Annotated in this window: 27 protein-coding genes; 9 read left to right on the plus strand and 18 right to left on the minus strand. The window is 40.9% G+C overall.

Annotated features, from left to right (window positions below):
* Positions 1–235: 235 nt before the first annotated feature.
* The 8 genes from B4Z90_RS20435 to B4Z90_RS20470 form a co-directional block, all read right to left on the minus strand.
* Positions 236–2,470 carry a multicopper oxidase family protein gene (locus B4Z90_RS20435; RefSeq protein ID WP_313418319.1) on the minus strand — a complete coding sequence of 745 codons (2,235 nt, stop codon included), beginning with the start codon at positions 2,468–2,470 and terminating at the stop codon, positions 236–238.
* A 52-nt stretch (positions 2,471–2,522) separates the two neighbouring features.
* Complete coding sequence (locus tag B4Z90_RS20440) at positions 2,523–2,987, minus strand: DUF2231 domain-containing protein (protein WP_201639684.1); 465 nt, start codon at positions 2,985–2,987, stop codon at positions 2,523–2,525.
* Positions 2,988–2,991: 4 nt separating this feature from the next.
* Positions 2,992–3,372, minus strand: a complete 381-nt coding sequence (locus B4Z90_RS20445; protein WP_286803198.1) for a DUF3347 domain-containing protein — start codon at positions 3,370–3,372, stop codon at positions 2,992–2,994.
* 8 nt (positions 3,373–3,380) lie between these two features.
* Positions 3,381–3,653: a hypothetical protein gene (locus tag B4Z90_RS20450; protein ID WP_070564756.1), complete on the minus strand. Its 273-nt coding sequence runs from the start codon at positions 3,651–3,653 to the stop codon at positions 3,381–3,383.
* Positions 3,654–3,665: 12 nt separating this feature from the next.
* Positions 3,666–4,097 carry a hypothetical protein gene (locus B4Z90_RS20455; protein WP_201639686.1) on the minus strand — a complete coding sequence of 144 codons (432 nt, stop codon included), beginning with the start codon at positions 4,095–4,097 and terminating at the stop codon, positions 3,666–3,668.
* A gap of 11 nt (positions 4,098–4,108) precedes the next feature.
* Entirely contained in the window at positions 4,109–4,990 is an 882-nt protein-coding gene (locus tag B4Z90_RS20460; RefSeq protein ID WP_201639687.1) for a DUF3347 domain-containing protein, read from the minus strand.
* A 175-nt stretch (positions 4,991–5,165) separates the two neighbouring features.
* On the minus strand, positions 5,166–5,570 hold the full coding sequence (locus B4Z90_RS20465) for a hypothetical protein (protein ID WP_046673913.1): 405 nt from the start codon (positions 5,568–5,570) through the stop codon (positions 5,166–5,168).
* A gap of 145 nt (positions 5,571–5,715) precedes the next feature.
* Positions 5,716–6,522 carry an alpha/beta hydrolase gene (locus B4Z90_RS20470; protein ID WP_236586121.1) on the minus strand — a complete coding sequence of 269 codons (807 nt, stop codon included), beginning with the start codon at positions 6,520–6,522 and terminating at the stop codon, positions 5,716–5,718.
* A 179-nt stretch (positions 6,523–6,701) separates the two neighbouring features.
* Between B4Z90_RS20470 and B4Z90_RS20475 the strand changes: the two genes are divergently transcribed.
* The 3 genes from B4Z90_RS20475 to B4Z90_RS20485 all read left to right on the plus strand — a co-directional run bounded on the left by B4Z90_RS20475 (position 6,702) and on the right by B4Z90_RS20485 (position 8,267).
* Positions 6,702–7,145 (plus strand): SRPBCC domain-containing protein, encoded by a 444-nt coding sequence (locus tag B4Z90_RS20475; RefSeq protein WP_070564744.1) that lies wholly within the window; start codon positions 6,702–6,704, stop codon positions 7,143–7,145.
* 158 nt (positions 7,146–7,303) lie between these two features.
* A complete protein-coding gene (locus tag B4Z90_RS20480) occupies positions 7,304–7,762 on the plus strand; it encodes a MaoC family dehydratase (protein WP_046673910.1) in 459 nt (152 codons plus the stop codon).
* 40 nt (positions 7,763–7,802) lie between these two features.
* Positions 7,803–8,267: a GNAT family N-acetyltransferase gene (locus B4Z90_RS20485; RefSeq protein WP_201639688.1), complete on the plus strand. Its 465-nt coding sequence runs from the start codon at positions 7,803–7,805 to the stop codon at positions 8,265–8,267.
* On the opposite strand, the gene B4Z90_RS20490 is transcribed toward B4Z90_RS20485, so the two are convergent.
* On the minus strand, positions 8,264–9,238 hold the full coding sequence (locus B4Z90_RS20490; RefSeq protein ID WP_201639689.1) for a YeiH family protein: 975 nt from the start codon (positions 9,236–9,238) through the stop codon (positions 8,264–8,266). The genes B4Z90_RS20485 and B4Z90_RS20490 overlap by 4 nt on opposite strands.
* Positions 9,239–9,480: 242 nt before the next feature.
* Here B4Z90_RS20490 and B4Z90_RS20495 point away from each other — a divergent pair, with 242 nt between their 5' ends.
* The gene (locus B4Z90_RS20495) at positions 9,481–9,840 is read left to right on the plus strand and encodes a bleomycin resistance protein (protein ID WP_046673907.1); all 360 of its coding nucleotides are present in this window, start codon (positions 9,481–9,483) and stop codon (positions 9,838–9,840) included.
* Positions 9,841–9,916: 76 nt separating this feature from the next.
* Here B4Z90_RS20495 and cysM read toward each other — a convergent pair whose 3' ends face one another.
* The 4 genes from cysM to B4Z90_RS20515 all read right to left on the minus strand — a co-directional run bounded on the left by cysM (position 9,917) and on the right by B4Z90_RS20515 (position 12,883).
* A complete protein-coding gene (cysM, locus tag B4Z90_RS20500; protein WP_201639690.1) occupies positions 9,917–10,789 on the minus strand; it encodes a cysteine synthase CysM in 873 nt (290 codons plus the stop codon).
* Positions 10,790–10,794: 5 nt separating this feature from the next.
* Positions 10,795–11,604, minus strand: a complete 810-nt coding sequence (locus B4Z90_RS20505; protein ID WP_046673905.1) for a serine O-acetyltransferase — start codon at positions 11,602–11,604, stop codon at positions 10,795–10,797.
* Between the two features lie 120 nt (positions 11,605–11,724).
* On the minus strand, positions 11,725–12,108 hold the full coding sequence (locus B4Z90_RS20510) for a DUF3037 domain-containing protein (RefSeq protein WP_046673904.1): 384 nt from the start codon (positions 12,106–12,108) through the stop codon (positions 11,725–11,727).
* Positions 12,086–12,883, minus strand: coding sequence for a HipA family kinase (locus B4Z90_RS20515; protein WP_286803205.1), 798 nt, complete (start codon positions 12,881–12,883; stop codon positions 12,086–12,088). Before B4Z90_RS20515 ends, B4Z90_RS20510 begins: the two co-directional genes overlap by 23 nt.
* Before the next feature lie 302 nt (positions 12,884–13,185).
* Here B4Z90_RS20515 and B4Z90_RS20520 point away from each other — a divergent pair, with 302 nt between their 5' ends.
* Genes B4Z90_RS20520 through B4Z90_RS20535 form a run of 4 tightly spaced genes read left to right on the plus strand, consistent with a single transcriptional unit; the run spans position 13,186 to position 16,383 of the window.
* Positions 13,186–13,728 carry a DUF1599 domain-containing protein gene (locus tag B4Z90_RS20520; protein ID WP_046673902.1) on the plus strand — a complete coding sequence of 181 codons (543 nt, stop codon included), beginning with the start codon at positions 13,186–13,188 and terminating at the stop codon, positions 13,726–13,728.
* Positions 13,729–13,735: 7 nt separating this feature from the next.
* Positions 13,736–14,920: a BT_3928 family protein gene (locus B4Z90_RS20525; protein WP_046673901.1), complete on the plus strand. Its 1,185-nt coding sequence runs from the start codon at positions 13,736–13,738 to the stop codon at positions 14,918–14,920.
* 5 nt (positions 14,921–14,925) lie between these two features.
* Complete coding sequence (locus B4Z90_RS20530) at positions 14,926–15,441, plus strand: shikimate kinase (protein ID WP_286803206.1); 516 nt, start codon at positions 14,926–14,928, stop codon at positions 15,439–15,441.
* A 3-nt stretch (positions 15,442–15,444) separates the two neighbouring features.
* Positions 15,445–16,383: a glycerophosphodiester phosphodiesterase family protein gene (locus B4Z90_RS20535; protein WP_115049646.1), complete on the plus strand. Its 939-nt coding sequence runs from the start codon at positions 15,445–15,447 to the stop codon at positions 16,381–16,383.
* A gap of 166 nt (positions 16,384–16,549) precedes the next feature.
* On the opposite strand, the gene B4Z90_RS20540 is transcribed toward B4Z90_RS20535, so the two are convergent.
* A complete protein-coding gene (locus tag B4Z90_RS20540; protein ID WP_286803207.1) occupies positions 16,550–19,051 on the minus strand; it encodes a cation-translocating P-type ATPase in 2,502 nt (833 codons plus the stop codon).
* Positions 19,052–19,538: 487 nt separating this feature from the next.
* Between B4Z90_RS20540 and B4Z90_RS20545 the strand changes: the two genes are divergently transcribed.
* Positions 19,539–19,904 (plus strand): response regulator transcription factor, encoded by a 366-nt coding sequence (locus tag B4Z90_RS20545; RefSeq protein ID WP_286752397.1) that lies wholly within the window; start codon positions 19,539–19,541, stop codon positions 19,902–19,904.
* Positions 19,905–19,971: 67 nt separating this feature from the next.
* Here B4Z90_RS20545 and B4Z90_RS20550 read toward each other — a convergent pair whose 3' ends face one another.
* From B4Z90_RS20550 to B4Z90_RS20565, 4 genes are read right to left on the minus strand one after another with little or no spacing between them, the layout of a single operon-like run.
* Positions 19,972–21,384 carry an aldehyde dehydrogenase family protein gene (locus B4Z90_RS20550; protein WP_286803209.1) on the minus strand — a complete coding sequence of 471 codons (1,413 nt, stop codon included), beginning with the start codon at positions 21,382–21,384 and terminating at the stop codon, positions 19,972–19,974.
* A 21-nt stretch (positions 21,385–21,405) separates the two neighbouring features.
* Positions 21,406–22,485 (minus strand): SO2930 family diheme c-type cytochrome, encoded by a 1,080-nt coding sequence (locus tag B4Z90_RS20555; RefSeq protein ID WP_286752395.1) that lies wholly within the window; start codon positions 22,483–22,485, stop codon positions 21,406–21,408.
* 2 nt (positions 22,486–22,487) lie between these two features.
* Positions 22,488–23,762, minus strand: a complete 1,275-nt coding sequence (locus tag B4Z90_RS20560) for a parallel beta-helix domain-containing protein (protein WP_286803210.1) — start codon at positions 23,760–23,762, stop codon at positions 22,488–22,490.
* Between the two features lie 22 nt (positions 23,763–23,784).
* Positions 23,785–26,538 (minus strand): TonB-dependent receptor, encoded by a 2,754-nt coding sequence (locus B4Z90_RS20565; protein ID WP_201639694.1) that lies wholly within the window; start codon positions 26,536–26,538, stop codon positions 23,785–23,787.
* Positions 26,539–26,572: the final 34 nt, after the last annotated feature.

The raw sequence follows: 26,572 nt of genomic DNA on the forward strand, positions 1-26,572 counted from the left end.
AACAAGTTATTTTTATATTCAATAATAGGGAGTTTATAGGGACCTTATTCGGACCTTATAGGGACCTCATTCGGATGAACGCGGCTAAAGTCCGATTTATCTCCCAATAATCTACCAATAAAATCAGGATTATTTCATAAACAGTACGCCACTTATCCACTCTTTTTATAGCACAAAAAAAAGGGGCTTTGCGATGCAAAGCCCCCTTTAAAAATCCAATATAAAATCTACGTTTTTAATAATTTAATGACAAGCCCACACCAAAGCCCATATCGCTATCATAATGTGTTCTAAAAGCCATATTTTTGGTGATGACATAATTTAGTCCAGCCATATATTCAAGGTCTGAGTTGACCATAAAATCGCCACGGATCCTTCTAGCGATCGGGATATCCTCACGCATAAGCTGCAATCGCACAATTCCATCGTGATACACCTCTGCCTGAAAATTGACCAACATGGGTAAAGTATACATAAAACCCAGACTTAAAGCTTTGCGACTATCTTTTTTATTGGCCTGTCCAAAAATATTTTTCTCATGTTCATCCTCACCCATTCGACGATAACGATAATCAAAACCGACAAATGGCATAAACCATTGCATCTTCCCAAAGTATCTACCCAAGTGGGTTTCCACTTCATAACCGTGCATATCATTATACCCCAAACGCCATTCTGAACCAAGCTGCCAGCGTGCATTCTGAAACATTGCCTGACCGTCATTTCCATTGGTAGCGAAATCATTTTGCGCCATGAAATGAGTCATATTACTTTCCATCTGCAACTCCTTATAGGCTTTAGCTTTATCTGGAAGATAGGGATTTTTATAATCGTCCACAGCAAAAACGCGGTTCATCCCCGCCATCATATGATACAGGATATGGCAATGAAAAAACCAGTCTCCTTCTTCATTCGCTAAGAATTCGATCGTATCCGTCTCCATGGGCATGATATCCACCACATTTTTCAACGGCGCTTTTGATCCTTTTCCATTTAACAATCTAAAGTCAAAGCCATGCAGATGTATTGGATGACGCATCATTGAGTTATTATAGATGGTAATGCGCAATACCTCGCCCTTTTTTACAGGTATCTTATCCGTTTCAGAAAGAATTTTATTGTCCATGCTCCATACATAACGGCTCATATTTCCCGTAAGGGTAAATTTGAGATCTCGTATCGGCGCTTCTTTAGGTAGTTCAGTAGCTTGAGGAGACTCCAGCATCGCATAGTTGAGCGTGACAATATCGCCTAATGCATTGGCATTATAACGATTGGGATCTTCGTCCATGTTCATTTGTCCATGATTCATACCGCTATGTTTACTGTGATCTTCTTTTTTCTTTCCATCACCTGTGATTTCGGGATACATCACCACATTCATATCCATCTGGTTCAGGCTCATCTTCATGCCCATATCATTGAGATCACCATTCATCTTCATCATATCGTTCATCATCTTCATGCCCTCAAAATATTTAAGGCGGGGAAGCGGGGAAATCAATTGTTTAATACCATTTCCGACAAAATAACTGGCAGATTGTGTTCGATCTTCTGTTGTTGCCATGAATTCGTAAGCTGTACCTTCATTTGGTATGGTTACAACGACATCATAAGTCTCCGATACCGCAATCATTAATCGATCGACCTCCACCGGAACCACATCATTCCCATCATTGGCAACAACGGTAATTTTGCCACCTGCATAGCGCAGCCAAAAATAAGACGAAGCACCGCCATTGGAAATTCGTAAACGCACTTTATCTCCTGCTTTCAAAGCTTTACCATTCACCGACTTTAAATCCGTGGAATGAGCCCCGTTCATCAACACCTTATCATAATAGACATCACTGACATCCATCGCCAGCTGACGTTTCCATTCATTCGTGACTTTCGTCTTAAACTTCCCTTCTTTAATTGCTTCGACGTACGATTGTGTAGACCCTTTTTTTATCGCGGCCCAATCGTTGGCCGTGTGTAGCATTCGCTGAATGTTATCGGGGTTATAATTTGTCCATTCACTTAATATGACCGGAATCGTGGGTAAATCATCAATTCCTTTTCGGAAAGTCTTATCATCTGCACGCTTGTTGAGAATAAGGCTACCATACATACCGATCTGTTCCTGGAGGCCCGAATGCGAGTGATACCAATGTGTACCGTGTTGAATTATCGGAAAACGATAGGTATAAGTCGAATTCGGCTTTATAGGTTCCTGCGTCAGGTGTGGCACACCGTCTTCTTTGTTCGGCAGAAAAATACCGTGCCAGTGCAGCGAAGTACTTTCCTTTAACTCATTGTGAACAACAATTTCCGCCGTATCTCCTTCAGTAAAAGTCAGGGTCGGCATTGGAATCTGTCCGTTTACAGCTATTGCCCGTTTTGATTTGCCGGCATAATTGACAATGGTATCCCGTACATAAAGGTCATGACGAACCACCTTCTGGGCCAGCACTGTCAGTTGTGTCATCAATAGTAAGACAACCGTTAATATATTACTCTTTTTATACATGTTCATTCATTTAATTCATTAGTATTCCATTTCCCATCGGTCCTACGCCATATTGGTAGACCAGTCTAGCACCGTGATGCCCTGTGATAAATAGTGTCACCGATAAACTGATCAACAAAATCAATATCAAATAGTTTATCCAAGCACTTGTATCTTTTCGCAATCCAACAAAATGCAGGACTGTAGTGCTACTTGCAATCCAAAAGCTGATCCAGGCAAAACGTTGATGGATCTCAAAAACCGCGAGGGCCTTTTCATCTGCATCGCCTGAAATATGGGTTGCGGTCTGAATTGCAGCAAGAGCTCCAAGTGTTCCCAGTAATAACAATCCGAAAGTCAGCACAGTGAAAGGACGTCGATGTTTTTTTAACAATAAGGCACCTATATGACTAATCAAGGCCATCAGCAAGAGCACAATCGGAAAATGTACCAATAGCGGGTGTAAGCTGGGCAGTCCTTCGAATAAGCTTTTCATTGTATTAATGTATTGTTTCTACGATAGATCCACAGGTGGCCATTGATTGACCTAAATAAGGATTTTCAATTTTCTTTTGTGTACTCAACCAATTGGCTCCTTTTCCATCACGATACATCGGACAATGCTGATAATAGACTGGAGCTTCAGGTTTGACAGATTCCATCAACACATACATATTTTTGGAAAGGGTCACAAAGTGCTCTCGCTGATGTTCATTTTCCGTAATCCCAGCAATATGCTCTGTATCGAAAGCCAATTTCCGTTGGTATTCCTTCCAAAGTTTTCCTTGAACAGCATCTAATTGCTCGTTATTAAGTTTTGCAATGGCAGCCTGTATTCCTTTCGCTGCTGTCTGTGCAGCCGCGCCATTATCCTTAACCAATGCATCTTTCAGCGCGAAATAGGCGCTGTATAAGCCTGCAAAGGATTGCTAGCTGCTGTTACATCAACTTTCCCCGCCGATGGTTCTATTTTTGCAGCTGTATTATTTACTCTGGCAGCCTCTTTAGTCAAAGCGCTATCGCCTTTGCTTTTGTCAACATTCGTCGTTGCAGTATCCGCAGCAACAGGGACCGTATGATCTGCATGTGTATTTTTCGATGTTGAATTGTTGCATGCAACGAATATCAATGCGATCGCCACAATTAGCATAAACTTTTTCATAATTACGTGTATTTATAGGTTTAGATTTTTAATATAATTTCGATAGTTTGTTTCGTTTTCAAAATAGGAAACTTCCCCTTGATCGCCGGTAATTGCAATGGAAGCCGTCGCCTTATCCACTTCTTTTTTTGAAAAAGGATCGATGGCTACACGTACCGCAGCTTCTTGCGGTATGCGCTTTTTACACATTTCACAGCAACCATAATAATCCTCACCCTCGTGCCTGACCAGCAATTGTTTTTTCCCCATAAAAGCATCATTCACCATGCAAACTTGTGCTGTAGGGACGAGATCACCCAATTTATATTGAACTGACGGTACAGGCAAACTGATCGCCGGATCAGTCGAAGCTATTTGATCTTCAGCTTTGGTATTTGTTTGTGAACCGCTACAGGCCGTTAAAGACAATACAACAACCGATAGGATAGCTAAGAAATAATTCATAACACAGGCGATTAGTTTAACGTTTCTACTGTACTTCCACAACTAATCATTTGCGCACCAAAGAACGGGTTTTTCACGGCACTCTCCTTACTTAACCAATGTGCTCCCTTGCCTTCATTAAACATGGGGCAATGTTGATAATAAATAGGTCCGTCCAATTTACTCACCTTCAGCAGCTCATACAACGCATTTGAAAGAGATGCAAAAGCCACACGTTGCTTAGCAACATCTTTATTTTTAGTTATACCTGTCGCATCGCTTGCCAGCTTATTCATCACCTTCATCCATACGGTATGTTCATCGTGGCCAAGTTTATTCATATCGACAGCTTTGACTGCTGCTTGAAATGCCTCGGCATGAGCCGCTGCCGCCACCGCATCTGTCTTCACCAATGCATCCTTTAGCGCAAAGTAAGAACTTGCCAACAGTGCAAATGCGGTCTTTTCATCCGCTGCTTTTGAGTTCACCGAAGGCTGAATTGTTGTTTGTACACCCTGACGATGATTCGTATGATCGACCTGCTGTTCAGTATCATTTTTTAATGCTGGTTTTAGGACTCGTTCATATTGTTCAGCTTTTGCCAATTGAACATAAGCATCATCTGGAGCCAGAAATTTTTCATTGTCGAACCCTGCCAATGCAATGCGCTTAAGAACCTCATCCGCGCTTGTTTTTGACGAGTCGTAGGTAACAACCGCCAGTTTGGTTGCCTGATTCCAGTCAACTTTCGCAAATTGTCCGTCCCGACCTTCTTTTTCAATGATCGTTTTAACAGCCGGTGTATTTCCAAAAATCTTTACAGTCGCTGTCTTTGCATTTTTAATTTGTGCATGTGTATGTTGGGTGGATAGTAATACAGGGATTACCAAACCAAGTAATGACATTAATCTCATGATTATCATATGTAGTATATAAAAGAATACCGACGAAAAACCCTTCTACAGCGATTTACTGTATTTGCGTATTGAATCCGATAGATCCAAAGGGATTTTCATAAGCTAAAATAAAACGGGGCTTTGGATAGAGAAACCGATCCAAAAAGACATAGCATGGGCTATCAGTCTAACACTAGGCGATCTGAGGAGGCTGCCAAATGGAAAAATAGGCATCAGCGCAATAAGGCTGTTTATAGCGCGCATAAGCGCTTGATGCATCAGCATATAAGGGTAAAATAAGCTGAGCTTCGATCACTGAAACAATAGGATTACATTGCAGAGAGGTACGGCATGATTTTTCGCCACAATGTTTACCACAGTCATCCGCATGATGATCTGATTTTGGTGATTCAGCTCTTTCATCTTTACAACAATCTGCTGTTTCGACGTCCTTTACCTGTTGTCTTTCATCAAGGCAACATGATTTTTCTTCCTGTTTTGGCTTTTCGGACGGTTCGTGGCAGGCAAATAACCTATACGGTGCTAAGAAAAGCCCCAGCATACAGATTATAAATACGATATTACGTTTTGCCCACATAACGGATTAATTTGAAAAGTAGAGATGTGCTACTTTGGAGATAAATTTCGGTAGAATTTTCGAATGTACAATTGTAATATTTTTTATTTTATTTATAATATTTTGATTTGCTGTATTTCCGATTCTCGGCCTGGCCGCATAAAAACTACTTTTCGAGTCCTTTGATCCAGTTCAGTATCAACAGGCAACCAGGCGCATACACTCCCCCATGATCAAACCCCTGTAGCTGATACAACGAGGTTCTGGTATGCCCTACCTGTTTTAAGACCGCTGCCAAATGGGCGTTTTCTTCAAACCGTGCCGCCATTTCCAATTGTTGATCCCCAGTGATCAGGAGAATTGGCGGTGCATCTTTCCGTGCGAACGAAAGCGGTGCAAAATGATCAATCTGGGGGATCACCATAGATTGACCACGTTCCTTTTTAATCGTATAATGCGTATTTGTTTGCCCACTAATCGGTGCCAGCCCTTTTATATTATTTGCATCAACACCAAATTTTTGCAGGTAATGCTTATCCAAACCAACCATTAAAGCCAAATATCCGCCTGCTGAATGTCCCGACACATAAATTTTTGAGGGATCTCCGCCATAGTTTGCAATATGTGAAAATGTCCATGCAACAGCCTCAGCAGCATCTTCGATATAGCTCGGCGCTTTCGCTCTGGGGCTTAGCCTATAATTGGCTGCTATAACCGCTACACCTTTTTCTTTAAGTTCAAGTGGAATAAATTTATTTCCCTCCTCTAGTCCGCCGCCATGAAACCATACGATGGTAGCAAAATTTTTACGATCAGTCGGTATATAAATATCCAATTTACAACGTTCTTTCTTATAAGAATCTGGTTCATCTGGTCTACAATAGGCAACGTCGGTTGTCGTTTTATAGTGCTGCGCAAACATCAAACTCGGTGAAAGCAGAAAAAAGAAGATAACAAGCAATTTGGAAGACATATAAATCGGATTTAAGTATTAAATAGCTTAAAGTTAACAAAACTCCATCAAAACCATTTGGTTGCGTTAAAATAAGTTTCAACTTTACACTTTTTATTATATATTGATAATTATCTGGCAACAGATATAACAAAACACAAATTTTCCTGTTATTAACTTAGAAAACATCATAACATTATATGGAACGGATAAAGATTGAAACCCATATCAACGTACGCGTAGAAACGATCTGGAATGCCTATAACTCGGCCGAGGATATCATGCAATGGAATCATGCTTCAGATGACTGGCACTGTACAAGTTCGATCAATGATTTACGTATTGGCGGAAAGTTCAAAAACCGAATGGAGGCAAAAGATGGATCTATGGGCTTTGATTTTGAAGGCAGCTATACCGCGCTTGAACCCTTTAAAAAAATAGCCTATGTTATGCCTGATGGTCGTCATGTTGAAATCAACTTCAATGCAAAAAAGTCTGCTACGGATATCACGATAATTTTTGATGCAGAAACGGAAAATCCTATTGATATGCAACGTAATGGATGGCAGGCCATACTCGAAAATTTCAGATCCTACGTTGAAAACACCTATGCAACGACACAGCTCGGGCAATCGCATGAATGACGATTGAGCTTAGCTTGTCTTTTCATGCGATCATCTTTTAAATAAAGGATATGCTTAGGATTCTTAAAAGTATAGTTATATTTAGCCACTAATTCGTCTCCCCCTTCTTCATAGAAAGCGGAGAACGATACCAACAAAACGCGATAAAAAGATTACATATGACAATAATTAACAATTATGAAGAGTACAAAGCCTTTGAAGGAAAATCATTAGGCGAATCCCAATGGCATGTTATTGATCAAAAACAAATTAATCAATTTGCGGATGCAACCCTTGACCACCAATGGATTCATTTAGATAGTGAAAAGGCCAAAACTGATAGTCCTTTCAAATCGACTATTGCTCATGGCTATCTGACCTTGTCCCTCATTCCTTATTTATGGAAACAAATTGCTGAAGTAAGAAATGTCAAAATGGAAATCAATTATGGGATTGAAAACTTACGTTTTGCACAACCCGTTTTGGTTGACAATGCTGTACAGCTCCATACACAAGTAAAATCGGTTGTCAATTTGAGAGGGGTTGTCAAAGTTACCATCGAAGCTACATTGAAAATCAAAGACAGTGCGAAACCAGCTTATGTGGGTGATGTCATCTTTTTATATCATTTCAATTAATTCCAACCTTAGACTATAGGCCATTAGCGAATTCTTATACATGCGCAATAGCTTTCAAATAAAACTTGTTACAAATCATAAGGAATATCCTTATGATTTGTTGCTTTTAGCAGACGAAACCATTCATGCAATCGACAAATACCTCTATGAATCGCTGGTTTATGTTGTCTATGAATCGGTAAAACCGATCGCTGTTTTCTGTTTGTATCCGGTCAATACAGAGACATTAGAAATTAAAAACATTGCCGTATCACCCGAGTTTCAAGGTATGGGGCTCGGAAGTCAACTACTTGATTTTATCAAGGAAAACTACCGGCAATACCCGAACCTGATTGTAGGTACTGCAGATTGTGGCCTGGCCCAAATTCGCTTTTATGAACGAAATGGCTTTGTTAAATACGCCATCCGTAAAGATTTTTTCATTGAAAATTATGAGCTGCCTATTTATGAAAATGGCCAGTTGTTGAAAGATATGATTATGCTGCGGTATACGTTAAATCCCTAGAGACAAAAATAGATATAGATGAGTACTGGTATTGATAATCCCAACCACAGCACTACCCCCTGTAGTATTGCTTTAAAACCTACTGCCAACAAGACGTCCCTCGACAAACTTGCTCCAATTAAAAACAACGTTAAGGTAAGCCCCATCTTTGAAATAGAAACGACATAGCCTCCTATATACTGAAAAAAAGGGATATAACTTGTTAAGATAACCGCCAATACAAAGAGGCCAATAAAATACGGTATTTTAATTCTTGTCCCTTTGGTTTTGAATGCTACAGCACTTAAACAGGCAATTGGAATAATCCATAACGCTCTAGTCAATTTTACGGTTGTCGCAACCTGTAGTGCTTCATTACCGTACTTACTTGCCGCACCAACGACAGAACTGGTATCCTGTATGGCAACCGCACACCATAAACCAAATTGCGTCTGGCTGAGATCAAGCAAATGACCGACGACAGGAAATACAAATAAAGCAATGGCATTAAGTACAAATATGGTCGCTAACGCCACACTTACTTGCTTTTCATTGGCTTTTATCGTCGGTGAAACCGCAGCAATGGCACTTCCTCCACAAATGGCAGTGCCGACAGAAATCAAATAAGCGGTCACCTTTTCCAATTTGAGTAACCTACCCAATAGATAGCCCAATGATAATGTTCCGAGAATAGAAATAACGGTTAACACAAACCCCTGCTTACCCGTTTGGATAGCTGTATCGATATTCATTCCAAATCCAAGTCCAACCACAGAAATCTGTAACAAAATCTGTGTTGCCCTGTGATTGACTGCCAGAAAGGGGTGACCAATCCATTGCGCCACAATAATACCCAAAAGTAAGGCAAGAGGGGCCGATACAAATGGGGTAAGACATAATACAAATAGGAGTATAAAAATGATTTCCCGAACGGAGACCTTATGATTGAGCAGCTGCTTATAACGAATTGCCGTATTTATTTTTTTGTCCATGACAATGATGCTTTGATTTGGTACAAAATTGAATAACTCTCAATTATTTTAAAAGACACAATTACAAATGAGTCATAACAATTGGTTATAACAGACAACTGCATTTTATCCAAAATAATTAAAGGATACGCTATTAAAATGAAAGAATCCTTCCCATTAGAACATTAAAGTATTACGATAAATGATTATATTTCAACGAGGTTATTCATAGGAATTAAACTTGACTTAATAATTATATACCGATGACACTGACAGCCATTCATCCCAAACTGCCCATGCGCAACAAAACCATCACAAAAGATTTTTATCTACATAAACTTGGATTTTCATTATGTGGAGCAGTCGATTACGAAGGTTACCTGATGCTAAAAAAAGACCATATTGAAATTCATTTTTTTGAATTCCAAGAACTTCCACCAGAAGAAAATTATGGTATGGTTTATATACGCACAGACGACATTGATTGTCTGTATCAGTCTTTTCAAGAAAATCACGTTGAGATTCACCCCAATGGCAAACTTGAGATTAAGCCCTGGGGTCAGCGGGAGTTTTCGATTTTAGATCCCGACAGCAATCTACTCACCTTTGGCGCCGATGCTTAAATAGCGAAAAGCCCACTAAAGATTGCTAAAAATCAGCAAAGATCCATAGTGGGCTTGGTATTGTTCGTATGGGTTCTTAGCCAAAAAGGTCTGAACTCAAATAGCGGTCACCTCGGTCACAGGCAATAAATACAATAAGGCCTTCGTCGATTTCATTTGCAATTTTAAGTGCTCCTGCAAAAGCTCCGCCGGTGCTCATTCCTGCAAAAACACCTTCACGCTTAACAAGTTCCCGGGCAAGCGCTGTTGCCTCCTGTTGGGATATATCGATAACGCGATCTACCCTCCTTGGATCAAAAATCTTAGGCAGATAGGCTTCGGGCCAACGCCGTATGCCTGGTATGGAAGATTCAGGAGTGGGCTGACAGCCTACGATCTGAATGGCTGCATTTTTTTCCTTCAAATAGATGGAATTTCCCATAATTGTCCCCGTAGTCCCCATGGCGCTTACAAAATGTGTAATCTTCCCCGCAGTATCACGCCAGATTTCAGGTCCCGTTGTTTTGATATGTGCTTCGTAGTTATCTGGATTTGCAAATTGATTCAATATAAAATAGCCTTCTTTTTCGGCCTTTTCTTCTGCATAATCGCGACATATTTCCATGGATTCCAATAAAGTAACTTTCGCCCCGTAAGCCTCCATCGTAAGTGTTCGCTCCCGCGTTGAAGAAGCTGGCATCACAAGCTCGAGGTTAAGTCCATATATACCGGCGATCATAGCAAGTGCGATCCCCGTATTACCGCTCGTTGCCTCGATCAATTTACTATCTTTTGTAATATCGCCCCGCTCCATCGCCGAACGGATCATATTGAGTGCTGCACGATCTTTCACCGAGCCCGCAGGATTATTACCCTCCATTTTTGCAAAGATCCGCACCTTTGGATTTGTATGAAATTGTGTAATCTCGACTAAGGGTGTATTTCCTATGGTATCTATGATATTTCCCATGGTATCTATATTATTGGTTTTGAATCTATAAATTTTGATGTAGCCTGATGGTATACGGTGGTGTAAGGCTCGACAGAACTTGTCAACCAGACATTCCCGCCAATGACCGAATGATGGCCGATGTGTGTTTCGCCGCCCAGGATTGTGGCTCCAGAGTAGATAATAACATGATCGCCAATTGTCGGGTGGCGTTTTACATTGGAAAACACCTTATCCACACTCAGGGCCCCCAGGGTTACACCCTGATAAAGTTTCACATAATTACCGATGGTGCAGGTTTCGCCGATAACCAATCCGGTGCCATGGTCAATATGCAGATGATGGCCTATTGTTGCTCCAGGATGGATATCAATTCCCGTTTTGGAATGCGCATGTTCTGTCAATATGCGCGGTATCAAAGGAACACCCAGGCGATGTAGTTCGTTCGCCATCCGGAAAATACAGATCGCAAAGAAACCGGGATAAGTACGTACAACCTCTCTTTTATTCTGTGCTGCAGGATCGCCATCCATCAATGCATCTGCATCCCAGCACATCAATTCATAAAGTTGTGGAATCCGTTCAAAAAACTGGTGCGCTACTTCCGAGTGATTGCAGCTTTGACAAGCTTTGGATTTGCTCAGGAGCTGCTCAAGCTCCAATTCAAATTGTTCAAAAGCGAGCTTCACATCATCGACCGATTTCATCTCGCTAGAATTTCGTTCGGGGAAGAGCACATCCACAATTCGGATAGCCCAGCCGCAGATCTTCTTGTTAGAAGGCATTTCTAGAACAGCCAATTGCTGTTCATAGATATGTTGATAAAAATCATGCATCTTCACTAGTTTATTAAAACAAATATACTATACAATATTGATAGATTAAGCCTTATTATCAAAACTTAGCCCCATTGCCGATCATTGAGCTCATTTGATGAGCAGAGCATATCTTTTAGCTTAGCGAACCAAGCGTTCAAACAGCTCGTTCAATGTTGCTTCGGGATCCTCACATAATCCGGGGTGTGATGCCGAGCATTGAATCAGGGTACTCCGCTTCGCTGTGAGCCAACGAAACCGTTCAGTGATATCTAACTCGGCAAGTTTACCGGCATCTTTTTCGCCGTGGCAGATTCGCTGGAAGGAAGACAGATGATTTTCGATCAACTCCAACTCGATATTCGGGCAAAGAGCACGCACCTTTTGTTCATTGACCAGATAAACCATCTTCGCAAAACGATACTTACGACAATAAAGAGCTACGCCTACATTGATAAATTCCTCTCGCTCCACTCGTGGTATCAAACGTACCACAGCATACTCATATACGGTCTTTTCTGGCATCTTCTATTTGTTTTGCAAAAATGGATGAATTGGCTACACGCTGTTTCAGGAAAGAAACATACACTTCGCGCGCATCGGCTGCGGAGAGCTCACGTTCGGCATCTTCCAGCCATTCATCGGGTACCACCGCCAATATTCCACGAAATACCGCTTCCGTAAAAACGGAACGATATTCCTGATCTATTTTCTCCACCATACTCGCATTTTTGAGCAGTACGTGATCTTTAATCTGAACAAATGGTTTTAGGGATTGTTCTTCCCAGTTATCCCAACTGTGATGAAAATATAAGGAAGCGCCGTGATCTATCAACCAAAGTTCTTTATGCCATATCAGCATATTTGTATTCCGAACAGTACGGTCAACATTCATCAAGAGAGAATCCAACCAGACAATTTTCGAAGCTTCCTCCGCGCCGATGGCATCAACATTCGCATCAAATGTGATGGCTCCACTCAGAAAATGAAGTCCCAGGTTTTTGCCTACACTAAATTTGAGCAGATCCTGAATTTCTTCATCGGGTTCTGTACGGCCAAAGGATTCGTCCAGCTCCGCAAATACAATTTCGGGAACCCTCAATTTTAGCAATCTTGCTAGCTCTCCACCGATCAGTTCTGCGATCAATGCTTTTCGTCCCTGACCTGCCCCTCTAAATTTTATAACATAACTAAAGCCGTCATCGGCATCGACTAATGCGGGCAAAGACCCTCCTTCCCGAAATGGCTGAACATATCGGATGATCTCTACATCTCTAATAACAGGTTGTTTAAAATCCATGAATTATATTTTTACGATCTTCAAAGTTGGTAATACCATGCAAACTGATCAAACTTATCTAAAGTTACCTATATTTAAACGTTTGCAGCTATAGGAAACGAGAAATTCACGTCATGTACTTGCACAATCCCGCTACTCTTTGTCCCTGCGAACTATTAAGTGTGGTAATATCCAAAATTATTGCTTATATTTTAGCAATAAAGCACAAATTGTACATTCATTTGACCGTTGGAAGTATTATTTTCTAATTATATTTGTAGTGTAATCACAACTTGTCTCATCAAGTTTCTTCAATCAACGATATGGATACCATTCAGGAATATAACAATGTTATCAAACATTGTCAGGATTTATTTATTAAAAAAACAAAAGATTATGGAACGGCCTGGCGAATTATGCGCCTATCTTCCATTACAGACCAGATTTACATTAAAGCACAACGTATACGCACGCTAGAAATCAAAAAGGTTTCCAAAGTTGGCGAAGGCATTGTCGACGAATATATCGGTATTATCAATTACTGTGTCATGGCCATGATTCAGATTGATTTGGGTGAAGATGGTGAAGAAAATCTGGATCCAACTTTTGTGAATCAGAAATATACCGAAAAGGTTACCGAGACCAGAGATCTCATGCTTGCCAAAAACCACGATTATGGTGAAGCATGGCGCGATATGCGTGTTTCTTCCATGACAGATCTGATCTTGATGAAAATACACCGCGTTAAACAAATTGAAGATAATGATGGGCAAACCCTTGTTTCTGAAGGCATCCATGCCAACTATCAAGATATGCTCAACTACGCAGTTTTTGCATTAATTAAATTAGGAATTGCACAACAATAATCGGATTATGACAGCCACACAGCAGCGTACCAAAACAAATTATCTTTTAGGATTTTGCCGGATTTTTACGGGACTTTTGTTCATATTCTCCGGTTTTATTAAAGCAAATGACCCGACAGGGTTTGGCTATAAGCTTCAGGAATACTTTGAGGTATTTCATCTCACAGCTTTTAATGAATACGCCACTGCCATGGCCGTGGTGATATGTGGTTTTGAAATTTTGTTAGGCGCACTTTTATTACTTGGGGTTTATGCGAATACCGTTGCCTGGGGCCTGCTGCTGCTGATCCTGTTTTTCACCTTTCTAACCTTCTATTCGGCATTTTTTGAGGTCGTGACCTCATGTGGTTGTTTTGGCGATGCCATCCCACTCACACCTTGGCAATCATTTTCTAAAGATCTGGTGCTGTTGGCCTTGATCCTTATTATATTTTTTAACCGAAAACAATTACGATCAATTATCAAAGGATCAGGCAATCAATTCGTTGCTACTTTGATTACAGCGATCATCTCCTTAGGTATTGGTGTTTACACCGTAAACTACCTCCCCTTTATTGATTTCTTACCCTACAAAGTTGGCAACAACTTACCTTCATTAATGGTATTACCTGAAGGCAAACAAGGCGATGTCTTTGAGCAAATCTATACCATGAAAAACAAAAAGACAGGCGAAACCAAAAAGGTCAATGACAAAGTCTATATGGCTGACAAGCTATGGGAAGATGAATCATGGGAAATTATAGGTGAGCCTGAGAGTAGATTAGTAAAAAAAGGATATGACATCCCTATTCCTGATCTCTTAATTACAGACGCTGATGGTGCAGATCATACACAGGAAATCATTGCCAACCCGTATTATAACCTTGTGATCGTTGCAAAAGATCTTTCTTCGACCAATATTGATGCTATCCAAAAGATCAATCAGACAGCCATTCAGTTAACAAAAGATTATAATGGACTGCGCGTTGTTCTATTGACTGCTTCTGCATCCAAAGACGCGCAATATCTGAGTGATAAAATGCAATTAATTGCGGAGATATTCTATGCCGATCTCATTCCTCTGAAAAGCATGGTGAGAGCAAATCCTGGTGTACTGCTCCTAAAAGGAGGCAACGTCGTCGGAAAATGGCACTATAATAATTTTCCGGATGCCAAAACCATTGAAGATAAATTTCTAAGTAAAGACAAATAGTACCTATGCCTAAACCTATATTTTTGATTGGTTATATGGGAAGTGGAAAAACTACCCTGGGTAAGAAACTTGCCACCAAACTCGAGCTCCCTTTCATCGACACTGATGAGGAAATCGTCAAACAAATTAGCATGAGCATTACCGAATATTTTAGTCAGCATGGTGAAGACGCCTTCCGGACATTAGAACGCGAGCAATTGCGTAAATTTGCGGAGAATGCTGCCGTAATATCTACGGGTGGTGGCGCCCCCTGTTTCTTTGATAACATGGAATGGATCAAGGCGAATGGTTATGCCGTCTACTTACAGATGTCGCCCAAAGCACTTTTTGACCGTCTTTCTCAATCTAAATTACACAAACGGCCCATTCTGATCGGAAAATCACCGGAGGAACTAAGGCTATTTATTGAAGAAAAGTTGATCGAAAGAGAACCTTATTATACACAGGCACATTTGACGATTGACCAATTAAACACGAGTGTCGAGACACTGGCCGATTTGATTAATCAGTACAATAGATAGATAATGAATATACGTACCCCCCACTACTTCCTTTTATTGATCTGCTTTATCGTAAGCAGTTGCTTTCGTAATGGAGCCAATACGGATGGCTTGCCGGTGGGTAAACGTATACAGCTCCAAAATGTGGAGGAATTATATCAGTTTTTGACCTATGATGATAATCGTTATCCATTAGTCAGTTTGCATCGTGGGGGCCCCGCATCCGGATACCCGGAGAATGCAATCGAAACTTTTTCCTATAATGCGAGCTTGCAGCCAGTCCTTGTTGAATGTGATGTTCGTATCAGTAAAGACTCGGCATTAATATTAATGCATGATAATACGCTAAACCGAACAACCACAGGTAGAGGGACTGTGAACGCCAGCACATTGGCTGAGCTCAAAAGTCTTCGTCTATTGGACAATAACAAAAAGATAACGCCCTATAGGATCCCTACGCTGGAAGAAGCACTTGCTTGGGGAAAAGGAAAGGTAATCTTCACCTTAGACATTAAAAATGATGTCCCTTATGAAGCCGTTATCAACGCTATTCGCAAACAAAGGGCAGAATCCAGCGTAGTCATCATTACGTATAGTGCCAACCAAGCGGCCAAAGTGCACAGTCTGGCGAGCGACATCATGATTTCGGCTTCGGTCAATAACATTGAGGACCTTGCTCGTCTAAATGAAAAAGATATACCCGACAATCGCTTGTTAGCTTTCGTCGGAACACGTGAAGCAGATCCAGCATTAACCAAAATACTACATGACCATGGCATCATGTGCATATTGGGTACACTGGGGAACTTGGACAAACAGGCCGACAAAAAAGGCTTTCAAGTTTATGCTGGGTTTATTGATCGCGGCGCAGACATATTAAGTACAGATCGACCTACGGAAGCAGGGCGAGCGCTGAATTTCTACATTAAGAAAAGAGGAATTACTTCGAAATTTATTCAGTAAGACTGATAACATCATTTCTCCACCTCAAATCACTACAGAAATCATTTCGCCATCAAATATCGCACTTGACACTACATCGCATCATGAGCTTAGGCTGCCTTTCAGCTAATCACTGTTAGTGTAAATTTCAAATCCTAATCTTATATTAAGATTTATCAGTTTTACTTTAAACTGAAATTCTCCGGATCAATTTATAAACCTCAAACCATAACACGGATACCGCAGCCACGGACAGCGCTATTCCCAATTCATATCCACTTAGGGCTGTTACAGCAAAAAATTGGGCAACCGGAGCAACATATAATATCACCGCTAAAAATAGAAGCACAGCGATCGAAATCCCAACGAGCAGCAAGTTTCGGTTTTTAAAACTCTCCAGGATACTATAATGGAAAGATCGATTGGCATAACTCAGTAAAATATTGGCAAAGATTAAAGTAGCAAAAACCATAGCCCTTGTTTTTTCCTCGGTTCCCCCCTGCTGAACAGCAAATTGATAAACAAAAAGAATTCCTATGGTGATTATCAGGCCTTGAACAATGCTGATTCCAAGCTCATTTATACTCAAAAAAGTGTCGCTCATAGCTCTAGGAGGCCGCTTCATGGTATCCTTTTCAATAGGTTCATTTTCATATACGATCGAGCAAGTAGGTCCCATGACCAATTCGAGGAAAATCACATGCACAGGGCTAAAAATCTGTGGAAATACCCAGCCTAAAAACAAAGGGAGTGATACGGTCAAAATAATGGGGATATGAATAGAAATAATGTATTGAACCGCCTTCTTGATGTTTCCGTAAATCCTTCTTCCGGCGGCTATACCGATGATTAACTTTTGTAAATCGTCGTTTGTGATAATCAATGCCGCGGCTGATTTTGCAATTTCAGTACCTTTATTGCCCATTGCCACGCCGATATGGGCTGCTTTTAATGCTGGGCCATCGTTCACCCCATCGCCAAGCATCGCCACGACCTCGCCTTTCTTTTTCAGGGCATTTACAATGGCCAGTTTAGCATCCGGAAACATTCTGGTAAATAGCGTTGTTTGCTCTGCTATCGCCATAATTTCAGCTTCGGACTTGTTTACGATTTCACTGCCATTGACCGGCGCAGACAAAATACGAATTCCGGCCTGAGCTGCTATTGCTTGAGTCGTATCGGCATTGTCGCCGGTAATCACATTGACTTTAATCCCCGCATCATAAATATCTTGAAACACGTCCTGAATACCCTTTTTGGGCGGATCATAAAATACCGTCAACCCTAAAAATTGGAACTCAAATTCCTGTTGATTCGCAGGGAAATTATTGCCTTCGAATGTCGCTTTCCCCACACCTAATAAGCGAAAACCCTGCGCTCCATAGGATTTAACAATAGCCCTAATTTTATTTTTCTCCTTATCGGACAGCTTGGATACGCTAAGTATAGCCTCCGGCGCCCCTTTGGCAGCAATAATCCGATCTTTTCCTGTATTTTCGAAAAGATGGGTCATCATCGGCGGTTTACCCTCTAAAGGATATTCATGAAATAGTACATATTCCTTTCTGAGGTCCCGCTTTTGCGTTTTTTTATATATTTTATGTAACGTAATTTCCATGGGGTCGAAGGGCACAGGCTCACTGCTCCACATCGCATAATCGATAAGCTCTCTTAAATCGGATTCATCAAACCTTTCCTGATCATAAGATGAATCCGTAGCATAATTATAGAGGTATTTCAATTGCATGGAATTCTCTGTAATAGTCCCGGTCTTATCGGTACAAATCACCGTCGTACTGCCCAAAGTCTCAACAATACTGCTTCTTTTGATGATAATCCCCTCACGCATGAGCTTCCATGCGCCAAGCGCCATAAAAGTCGTAAATGCAACAGGAATCTCTTCTGGCAACACAGACATCGCCAACGTAAGTCCATTGAGCAAGCTCGCCACCAAATTACCACTATCAATAAAACTGTATATACATACGAATAAAAAAATGAGTATACCGACAATGGCCATTGCTTTTACAAACTTTTGGATTTGCACCTGCAATGGCGAAATTTCTTCTTTGATATTCTTTATCGATTCACCGATTTTCCCAACACGTGTCTCTTTACCGATTTCAGTAACTTCAAACACGGCCAGGCCCGAGACCGTAACTGTCCCACTGTAGACCAGATTATCCTCGGACTTACTGTCCTTAAAGACCGAAAAACTTTCCCCTGTCAGCGAAGATTCATTGACAGAAAAATCGTTACTATGTAAAATACGACCATCGGCGTTTATAATTCGACCTTCCTCTGTAATACAGAGATCGCCCACAACAATCTCATGTGTAGGAATTTCACTAACCTTCCCATTTCGAATCACAGTGCTTAATGGTTCATTCAGCTTTTCAAGTTCCTCCAGGGCTTTTTTGCTACGATTGTCCTGATAAAAGGAAATTGCCGTAACGGCAACAATAGCGACAAACATAAATACGGCCTCTCCGTAATTCCCCACAAAAACATAAATCATCGAGATGATAATCAATAGAATCAGCATAGGCTCCTTCAAAATATCCACAAGCAGTTCAAACCATGTATTCTTGTGGCTATCGCTCAATTGATTCCAACCATATTTAGCTCGGGAGGCATGCACCTCAGTTGCGGAAAGACCTTTCAGATTCTCGGGAATATTATATGACATATCGAATGAACTAGGTTGATTAAATATAATGAATAATTCTGGTATACAGGGATTAAAACATCTGTCAGCTATCGTCTCCCTTATCCGTAACATCATGTTACAATCTTTAATTTTCAGCCTTTACTTTTTGCAAAAAAAGAAGGATACAAAACTCATCAACAACAGATTAGCATAAAATTTACCTTCTACTGCTTTTCTTTTATTGAATATTTCTATTACAATCCTATATTTGCGCAGAAATTCACTTGGGGACATTGAGTTTCATATTAGCCGAAAGCAATTTTGCGATCATTTTCCAATAATGCCAGGACAGCTTCTTGCTATTGAAGTCCTTCTTTGCTACCTATGTTTTCAGACCATGTAAAACACAAACAGAAGCTGAAAACTAAACATATATTGTAAAATATTCTGTACCTATCGTCAGGATATGGAATAGGATCTAAACTTGTTATGGCCTCCATAGTAGTATATTAATAATAAAAATAAGATGGTCATCTTAATTGCAGAAGATAATGAGTTGATATTACGGACAGTTCAATACAAACTGATCAAGGCAGGTCATGAGGTTATCACTACCACCAATGGAAAAGATGCAATTGAAAAGCTCAATACAATGGATCTCGATTTGATCATTACCGACATTATGATGCCGTTTGCTTCAGGAATAGAAGTCCTTTCTTCCATAAAAAAGCTCGAGAAAAAAATCCCCGTCATTGTACTGTCCAACATGGGACAAGAAGAAGTCGTCATTGAAGCTTTTGATCTTGGCGCTTCAGATTTTATGGTGAAGCCGTTTAGCCCGGAAGAACTCCTATTGCGGGTCAATCGAGTGACAAGCTACAATCGCAACTAAATCCTTCCCGGATAGCTGGCTCTAACGGGCAGGGTAGCTGTCTTTATTAAAACACCGTTTCAAGTGACTAAATCCATTTCTTCAATAATTTAAAAACCTTGTTCTTTTTAGCATAGGGTGGATAAATCAACGTAGAAACTGAAAATTTAGACTGAAACATGACAGCTCTTTCATGTGAAAATGCCTTAAAGCCAAACTGCCCATGACAGCTGCCCAAGCCACTGCCATTGACACCACCAAAAGGCAAATGAGGGTTGGAAACATGAATCAAAACGTCATTCACACAAGCACCTCCAGAGGACACCTGTTGGAGGATATATTGAATATTGGACTTGTTATTGCTAAATATATACAAAGCCAAAGGCTTTTCAGCACGATTAATCAGTGCTAGAGCCTCTTCTTGGTCTTCATAGGTTATTATGGGAAGTATGGGGCCAAATATTTCTTCCTGCATAATGCTGTTGTCGGCCCTCACATCGATCAACAATGCTGGGCTTAATGTCAGATCATCGGCTAATTGTCCGCCTTCGCGCAGTTTTGCCCCACATGCTATTGCATTTGTGATTAATGAAACAAGACGACTAGCGTGCCTTTGATTAATGATCTTCGCGTAAACTGTTCGATCCAGCTGCCCATCACCGGTAAAAAACATACTTTTAACCGCCTTTAGATAATAGTTTACAAACTCATCCTGCTTATCTTTAGGCAAAAGAATATAATCTGGCGCAATGCAGGTCTGCCCCGCATTGATCAATTTTCCCCAAGCAACTTTGTGGGCAGTCATTTCCAAATCTGCAGTCTCATCTAGTATAACGGGAGATTTTCCACCAAGTTCCAGGGTCACGGAACTGAGATTGCGGGAGGCAGCCTGCATAACCAGTTTGCCTACCGCCGGACTCCCGGTGAAGAAAATATGATCAAAAGGAAGCGCTAATAGTGCTTCGGAAACATGCTGTTCACCTTCAATACAGGCTAATTCCCGTTGGTCAAATCCTTTGGTCAAGATCTCCCCAATAACTGCCGATGTGAATGGGCTATGTTCTGAGGGCTTTAAAATCACACAATTACCCGCTGCAATAGCTGAAATCAAGGGGCTCATGGTGAGCTGAAATGGGTAGTTCCAAGGCGATATAATAAGCGCTGTACCCTTAGGCTGGTAGGTAATTGTGCTTTTAGCAAGAAAATTGGTCATTGAGCGACCAACCTTTCTAGGCTTCATCCATTTTCGTAAATGTCGTATTGCAAATGCTATTTCACCGTAAATAAACAATACTTCGCTTATGGCGGCTTCACTTCGTGACTTCCGTAAATCTTTTTCGAGCGCCGCATAGATTAAATCCTCATGACTTTCAATAAGCGCCCTTAGCTTGTAGAGTTTCTTTATCCGTTCCTCTGCACTGCTAGACCGTAATTCATATTTAAAAAGCTGCTGCTGTTCAAATATTAAACCGATCTGATCGGTTGATGTCTCTTTGTTCATACCAATTGAAGATCAATATTATTATTTTTTTGACGGCATATTATCGATCCATTGACGAATCAGATCCACACCTTCTTGATGTATTATACTTCTGGCCAACTCCGGCATAGCTGTACCCGGTTCCACACTATTCATCCGATAAAGCAGAATTGAATGCTTGGCATCTCCTGGAACCACATCAAAATCCAAGCCACCTGCTCCACCTCCAGCTGAAACAGGAGCTTTACCAATACCAAGGTGTGAAGGAATTTTCACATCATAATCCAGGAAAAGCCCTGTATTATAAGCGTCTCCCCCTTTGGTGTGGCAATGCGCACAGTTCACATCTAAATAGGCTCTTGCCCGTTGTTCCAAACTGAATTTGTTTTCATCAGTCCATATGGGCAATTGCGGTACACTCTTTAGATTGGGCATATTGACCATCCGACCAAGAGAAACCCATTTGGCGAGTTGATTAATCGAATCGCCTAATCGCACAAAATTGAGGTTTCGGGCTTTTGGACCTATGGGCATCAGCTTGGAGCTATTGTTATGGCAGCGTTTGCAATCGTTGGTATTGGGTACCATGTAGTTTGTCGTATGCTTGTTGCCAGCATGATCGATCAATGTAATCGGTAGTTTAGCACCACGAATGTGTTTCATCGCATCAGTCTGCGCATCATTCCACAGATAATTCATCACTTTCCAGGCATGATCAGCTGGATCCTTCACCAGTAAGCGCGTCTCTATCAATACTTTTTGCTTTTGTTCATTGATGTAGGAGAAATTCTTTATAATAATTGTTGAGTCGGGAAAATCTAACGGACCATGTTCTGTATAGCCCATTTTCCCCCCTTTTGGCAATACAATAAAGCGGTCTTTAACGGCATAATCAGAAAATAGAGGTGTACTCAGATCGTAGCCCAAGATATCGGCTCTTGCGATTAATTGATTTAGTTTTCCAGTAAAAAAGCCGTATTCGGAAAGTCGTTCTTTAAATTCAAAAGAAACAACCCCATGGTCTGATGATTTCTTTTGTCCCTGCCGACAGCTCTGTTGCAGCACTAGCAGGATCACGCTCAATATTCCGGTACAGACGAGGGCAAATTTTGTTGGTTTCACGGTTAATTGCATTGAAAAGGTTGTACATTACTTGAGGGTTTCCACTTCGCTGGTTGACCTGCGTGACTAAAATCTGCGGCTACAAACATATTCTCACCCGGCTGATTGATACAGATGGAATCTGGGTTTTGAGTGCGACCATTCGTGATCACATTACTGGTGATACCATCATACAATATGGCTGGAATTCGCTTATTTTTTCGATCCGGCTCAACGCTATTTAACTGGGCTTCGGTAGCAATAATCAATTGACCGATACGATGCTCATATGCTGCTTGCGGGAATTTATCCCCCATCTTAATGGTGTTTCTATAAATTTTAACATGTGTGGGTATTGGAGAGTAATTTGCATTGATTCGTTCTCCAGCTTTTTCATCGACTGCAAAGCCTGAAGCGATCGTAATCGCAGAGGTATTGTTTTGTTCGATAACGTTATCGTAAATTTCGATATTTGATGTCGAGAGAATAATGATACCACTTCCCGGTGATGCATTCCCTACCCCCCAGAAAGTTCCGAAGCTCCCACCTTTGGCAAAATTTTTAAAATTATTAGCATAGATTTTATTGTGATACGCCTTTACTCTTCCACCCCGCTGTGAAAGTTCAGGCAGATCAAAAATCAGAAATCCGGCTGTATTTCCATAGAATTCATTATCATAAACTTCAGCATCTGTTGTATTTTCAATTTCACATCCAGCCACATTTTTCGTTGCCTTGCATTTACGCAGAATAACACCTTTTGTCTGTCCCACATAAATACCGGCATCTGAAGCCCCTTCGGCATAACAATTCTCGACAAGCACATTCTTACAGAGCACAGGATAAATCCCATATCCACCACTCGTAGAATCGGCCGAGCTCCATATACTATGAAGGTTTGAAATGACAACGTCTTGACTATTGTTTATCTTCAACAGATCTCCTTTTGAATCACGAATGGTCATATTTCCAATCGTTAAACCTTTCACATCGGTAACCCGTATTCCCTCTCCCCCCTGTGTCTGACCGGAAAAATCAATAATTGTCTTATCATAGCCCTCACCTTCAATTTTAATATGATTTACTTGTGCGATACTCAAATTATCGAAGGAGTATTTCCCGGCTTTTAGCACGATGTTGGTGCTATCTTTAATGGAGAGGAAAGCTTCCTCAATAGCCTCTTCCTGTCCAGGAGTAAACGTTAGGACTTTGTAACTGTCTTTCGATTGGTCGGCACAACTGTACATCAAGAGAGCTGTGACCGCAATACCGATCAATTGTTTTAGATATCTTTTCATGGTCTGATTTATTTAATTTTGATTAGAAAATATTATAAGCATAAGTGACATAATATACTGCACCTATACGTGGATTAGCAATACCTGTAGAATAGTATTTGTTTGTGATATTGGTTCCGCCAATGCGAATTCCGGAACGAGCCTTAACAAACTTATAGCTCACTTGTGCATCGATCACCGCCGAGCTTGGCACTTGGCCTGCGGCAAGCCCCCCAGACACGACATAATAGTAGCCCGGTTTATAGCGTAAGGAAGTACTAAACGACCAAACTTGTTTTTTTCCAAAGCCACTATTCGCGAATTCAAAATTAAAGTGATAGTGTGGTGTATTGAAGTTGTTAATTTGACTATTGTTTTTATTTTTTAGGTAGTCAGAATAATAATTGGCCTTGGTTACAAAATTCCGACCTAGATCCAAACTAAGACTAGCGGCGTATCCATAGGTATTTACGGTCTCTCCGCCATTAAAGGCGATATTATACTGCACATAGGTTGCATGATCTTTAAACGCATTGTAATCATTGCTTCCACGAGTATTAGCAACATTGGCATAGCCAATAAAATTCTTCCAAGTTGAAAAATAGCCTAACACATCGATCATCACCCGCTTACCCAACATAGCTGCATAACCCAGTTCGAAAGCATTAACCGACTGCGGTTTAATATCATCAAATTTAAATTTCTGAAGTACGGTTGGATCGTTCGATTGCTGAAACTTCTGCACGCTTTCCAAGGTATAAGGAGGATAGCGGTCAAACTGATAATTATCGATCAACAGCAGCGATGAACCACCGGAGGAATAGCTATTATAACCATTTAAGGTATTTTGTAAAGCTTGTATATTGGAGGGGAAACTATACGCATTCTGATAAGAAAGGCGTAAATAATTCTGATGAAACAGATCAAACACCAGTGATGCCCGTGAAGTTAATTTTGGTTGAGCAAACAACGTATTTTTATCGTAACGGAATGAGGTAGCAATATTCAAGCGATCGTCCAATACTTTTTTGGCGAGTTGCAGGTATGCACTGTACTCTTTTACATGAATTGGCTTATCCTTATCTGGGAATAATGTATTTTTTGAATTTAGATTGTACAAACGCCAATTGACACCTGCAATCACCTGCATAAATTTCACGAGATCTGAAAAATTATATTGTGCTTCGGCATTGTATAATTTGCTGCGGTCCAAGAACAGCGTTCCGCCCTGCGATATTGGTGTATTGCTGATACTGTCTTTCAGTCTATTGAACAGTGGTGTTCCGAGTTCGGCACGTCCTTGGTCGGCTAGCGTGCGCGCTGCTAAGTGAGCGTCTGTGAGTGAAGTACCCGAAGCAAGTGCATTTAAGAGACCAGCAGTATATTCAGGATACCAGCCACCTGTTCCTCCATCGTAACTTGTTTTCCAAGATTCATTGATATATTGTGCTGTCGGCCCTGCAACCAGTGTTCTCCCTGAATTTTCCTGGGTTGTGTACGTTCTGAAAAACCATTTATCTCCACGAAGTTCCAATCGATATTGCCCAACTTTAAATCCTTTCAGCTGATAACGCGTATCGTTGGTATACACAATATTACCTGTACCAAAAGTGGCTGAAGCTACGGCTTCAATATTTGTGGAAACCTTGTAACGGAATTCACCATTGATTTTAAAGAGCTTGGCTCTATTATCGAGATAGCCATATTCAGGATATCCAGTCCGGGCAACATAATTCGGATTTTTCAGTAACGGTTCGATTAAGGGTGCCAATTCCGGATTTCCCTGCAGTGCACCTTCCAAAAAGGGATTGATATCGGTCGAAGTCGCTCCACCATACAGGTTAACTCCATTATAGTTTGGATCTGTCAGCGCTGTCCCCGGACCATTTTTGTTGGTTTCATCGTTGGCTACCCAATCTTTTGCCTGTGTATACTGGCCATTGAGCTTGAAAGCAATTTTATTCCCCATTTGTTTTGCGTAGCGGATAGCCCAATCATAGTTAGGTGACGTAGGCACCGGATCATTGTTTTTTTTAGGATTAATATGGTTTACACCTTGAGTTAACAGTACACTTAATCCTTGATATTTAAACGGATTTTTGCCTGTGGCCACCATCGTACCATTCAATCCTCTTGAACCATACAGGGCCGAAGATGCTCCAGACAGCACCTCTATATTATCGACATCAAGCTGGGTTAGCCCGATGACTGACCCGAGCGGAAAATTCAGACCGGGCGCCTGATTATCCATCCCGTCTACGATCTGCGTAAAGTTGGTATTCCCACTGGTATTAAATCCCCGCGTTGTAACACTGGTAAAACCAATACTGGATACGGTAACATCGACTCCCCTCAAACCTTGAAGCATATCCATGTAATTTAATTGTGCAGCATTACGAATGTCTTTGCTGCTCATTTGCTCAATTGTTACTGGAGCGGATAGTTTACTCTGTACGGTTCTACTTGCAGAAACAACAACCTCCTGCCCCAAAATGGGGGACAAATTCAACGAAATACGCAAAGGCGATGACAGGTTATTCACCAAAACTTCTTTCGATTCATATCCAATAGCGGAAATATAGAGCGTAATGGGTAGTGGTTTGTTTGTTTTCAGCTGAAAACGCCCTCGATCATCTGTAAAAGTACCTTCCTTTCCGTCTTTTACGTGGATCGAAACGGCATAGGCCGGCTCGGATGTCGAGCTATTACTGACCTGCCCATTGATGATCTGTTGTGCAGACAAGCTAAATGGCACACAGATACAGAGAATCTGGATTAATAAGGCAATTTTTTTCATGTTTATATTGGTTAGCGTATTATTATCGCTTCAA

This window comes from Sphingobacterium sp. UBA5639, assembly GCF_002421245.1.
GTDB classification, from domain to species: Bacteria; Bacteroidota; Bacteroidia; order Sphingobacteriales; family Sphingobacteriaceae; genus Sphingobacterium; species Sphingobacterium multivorum.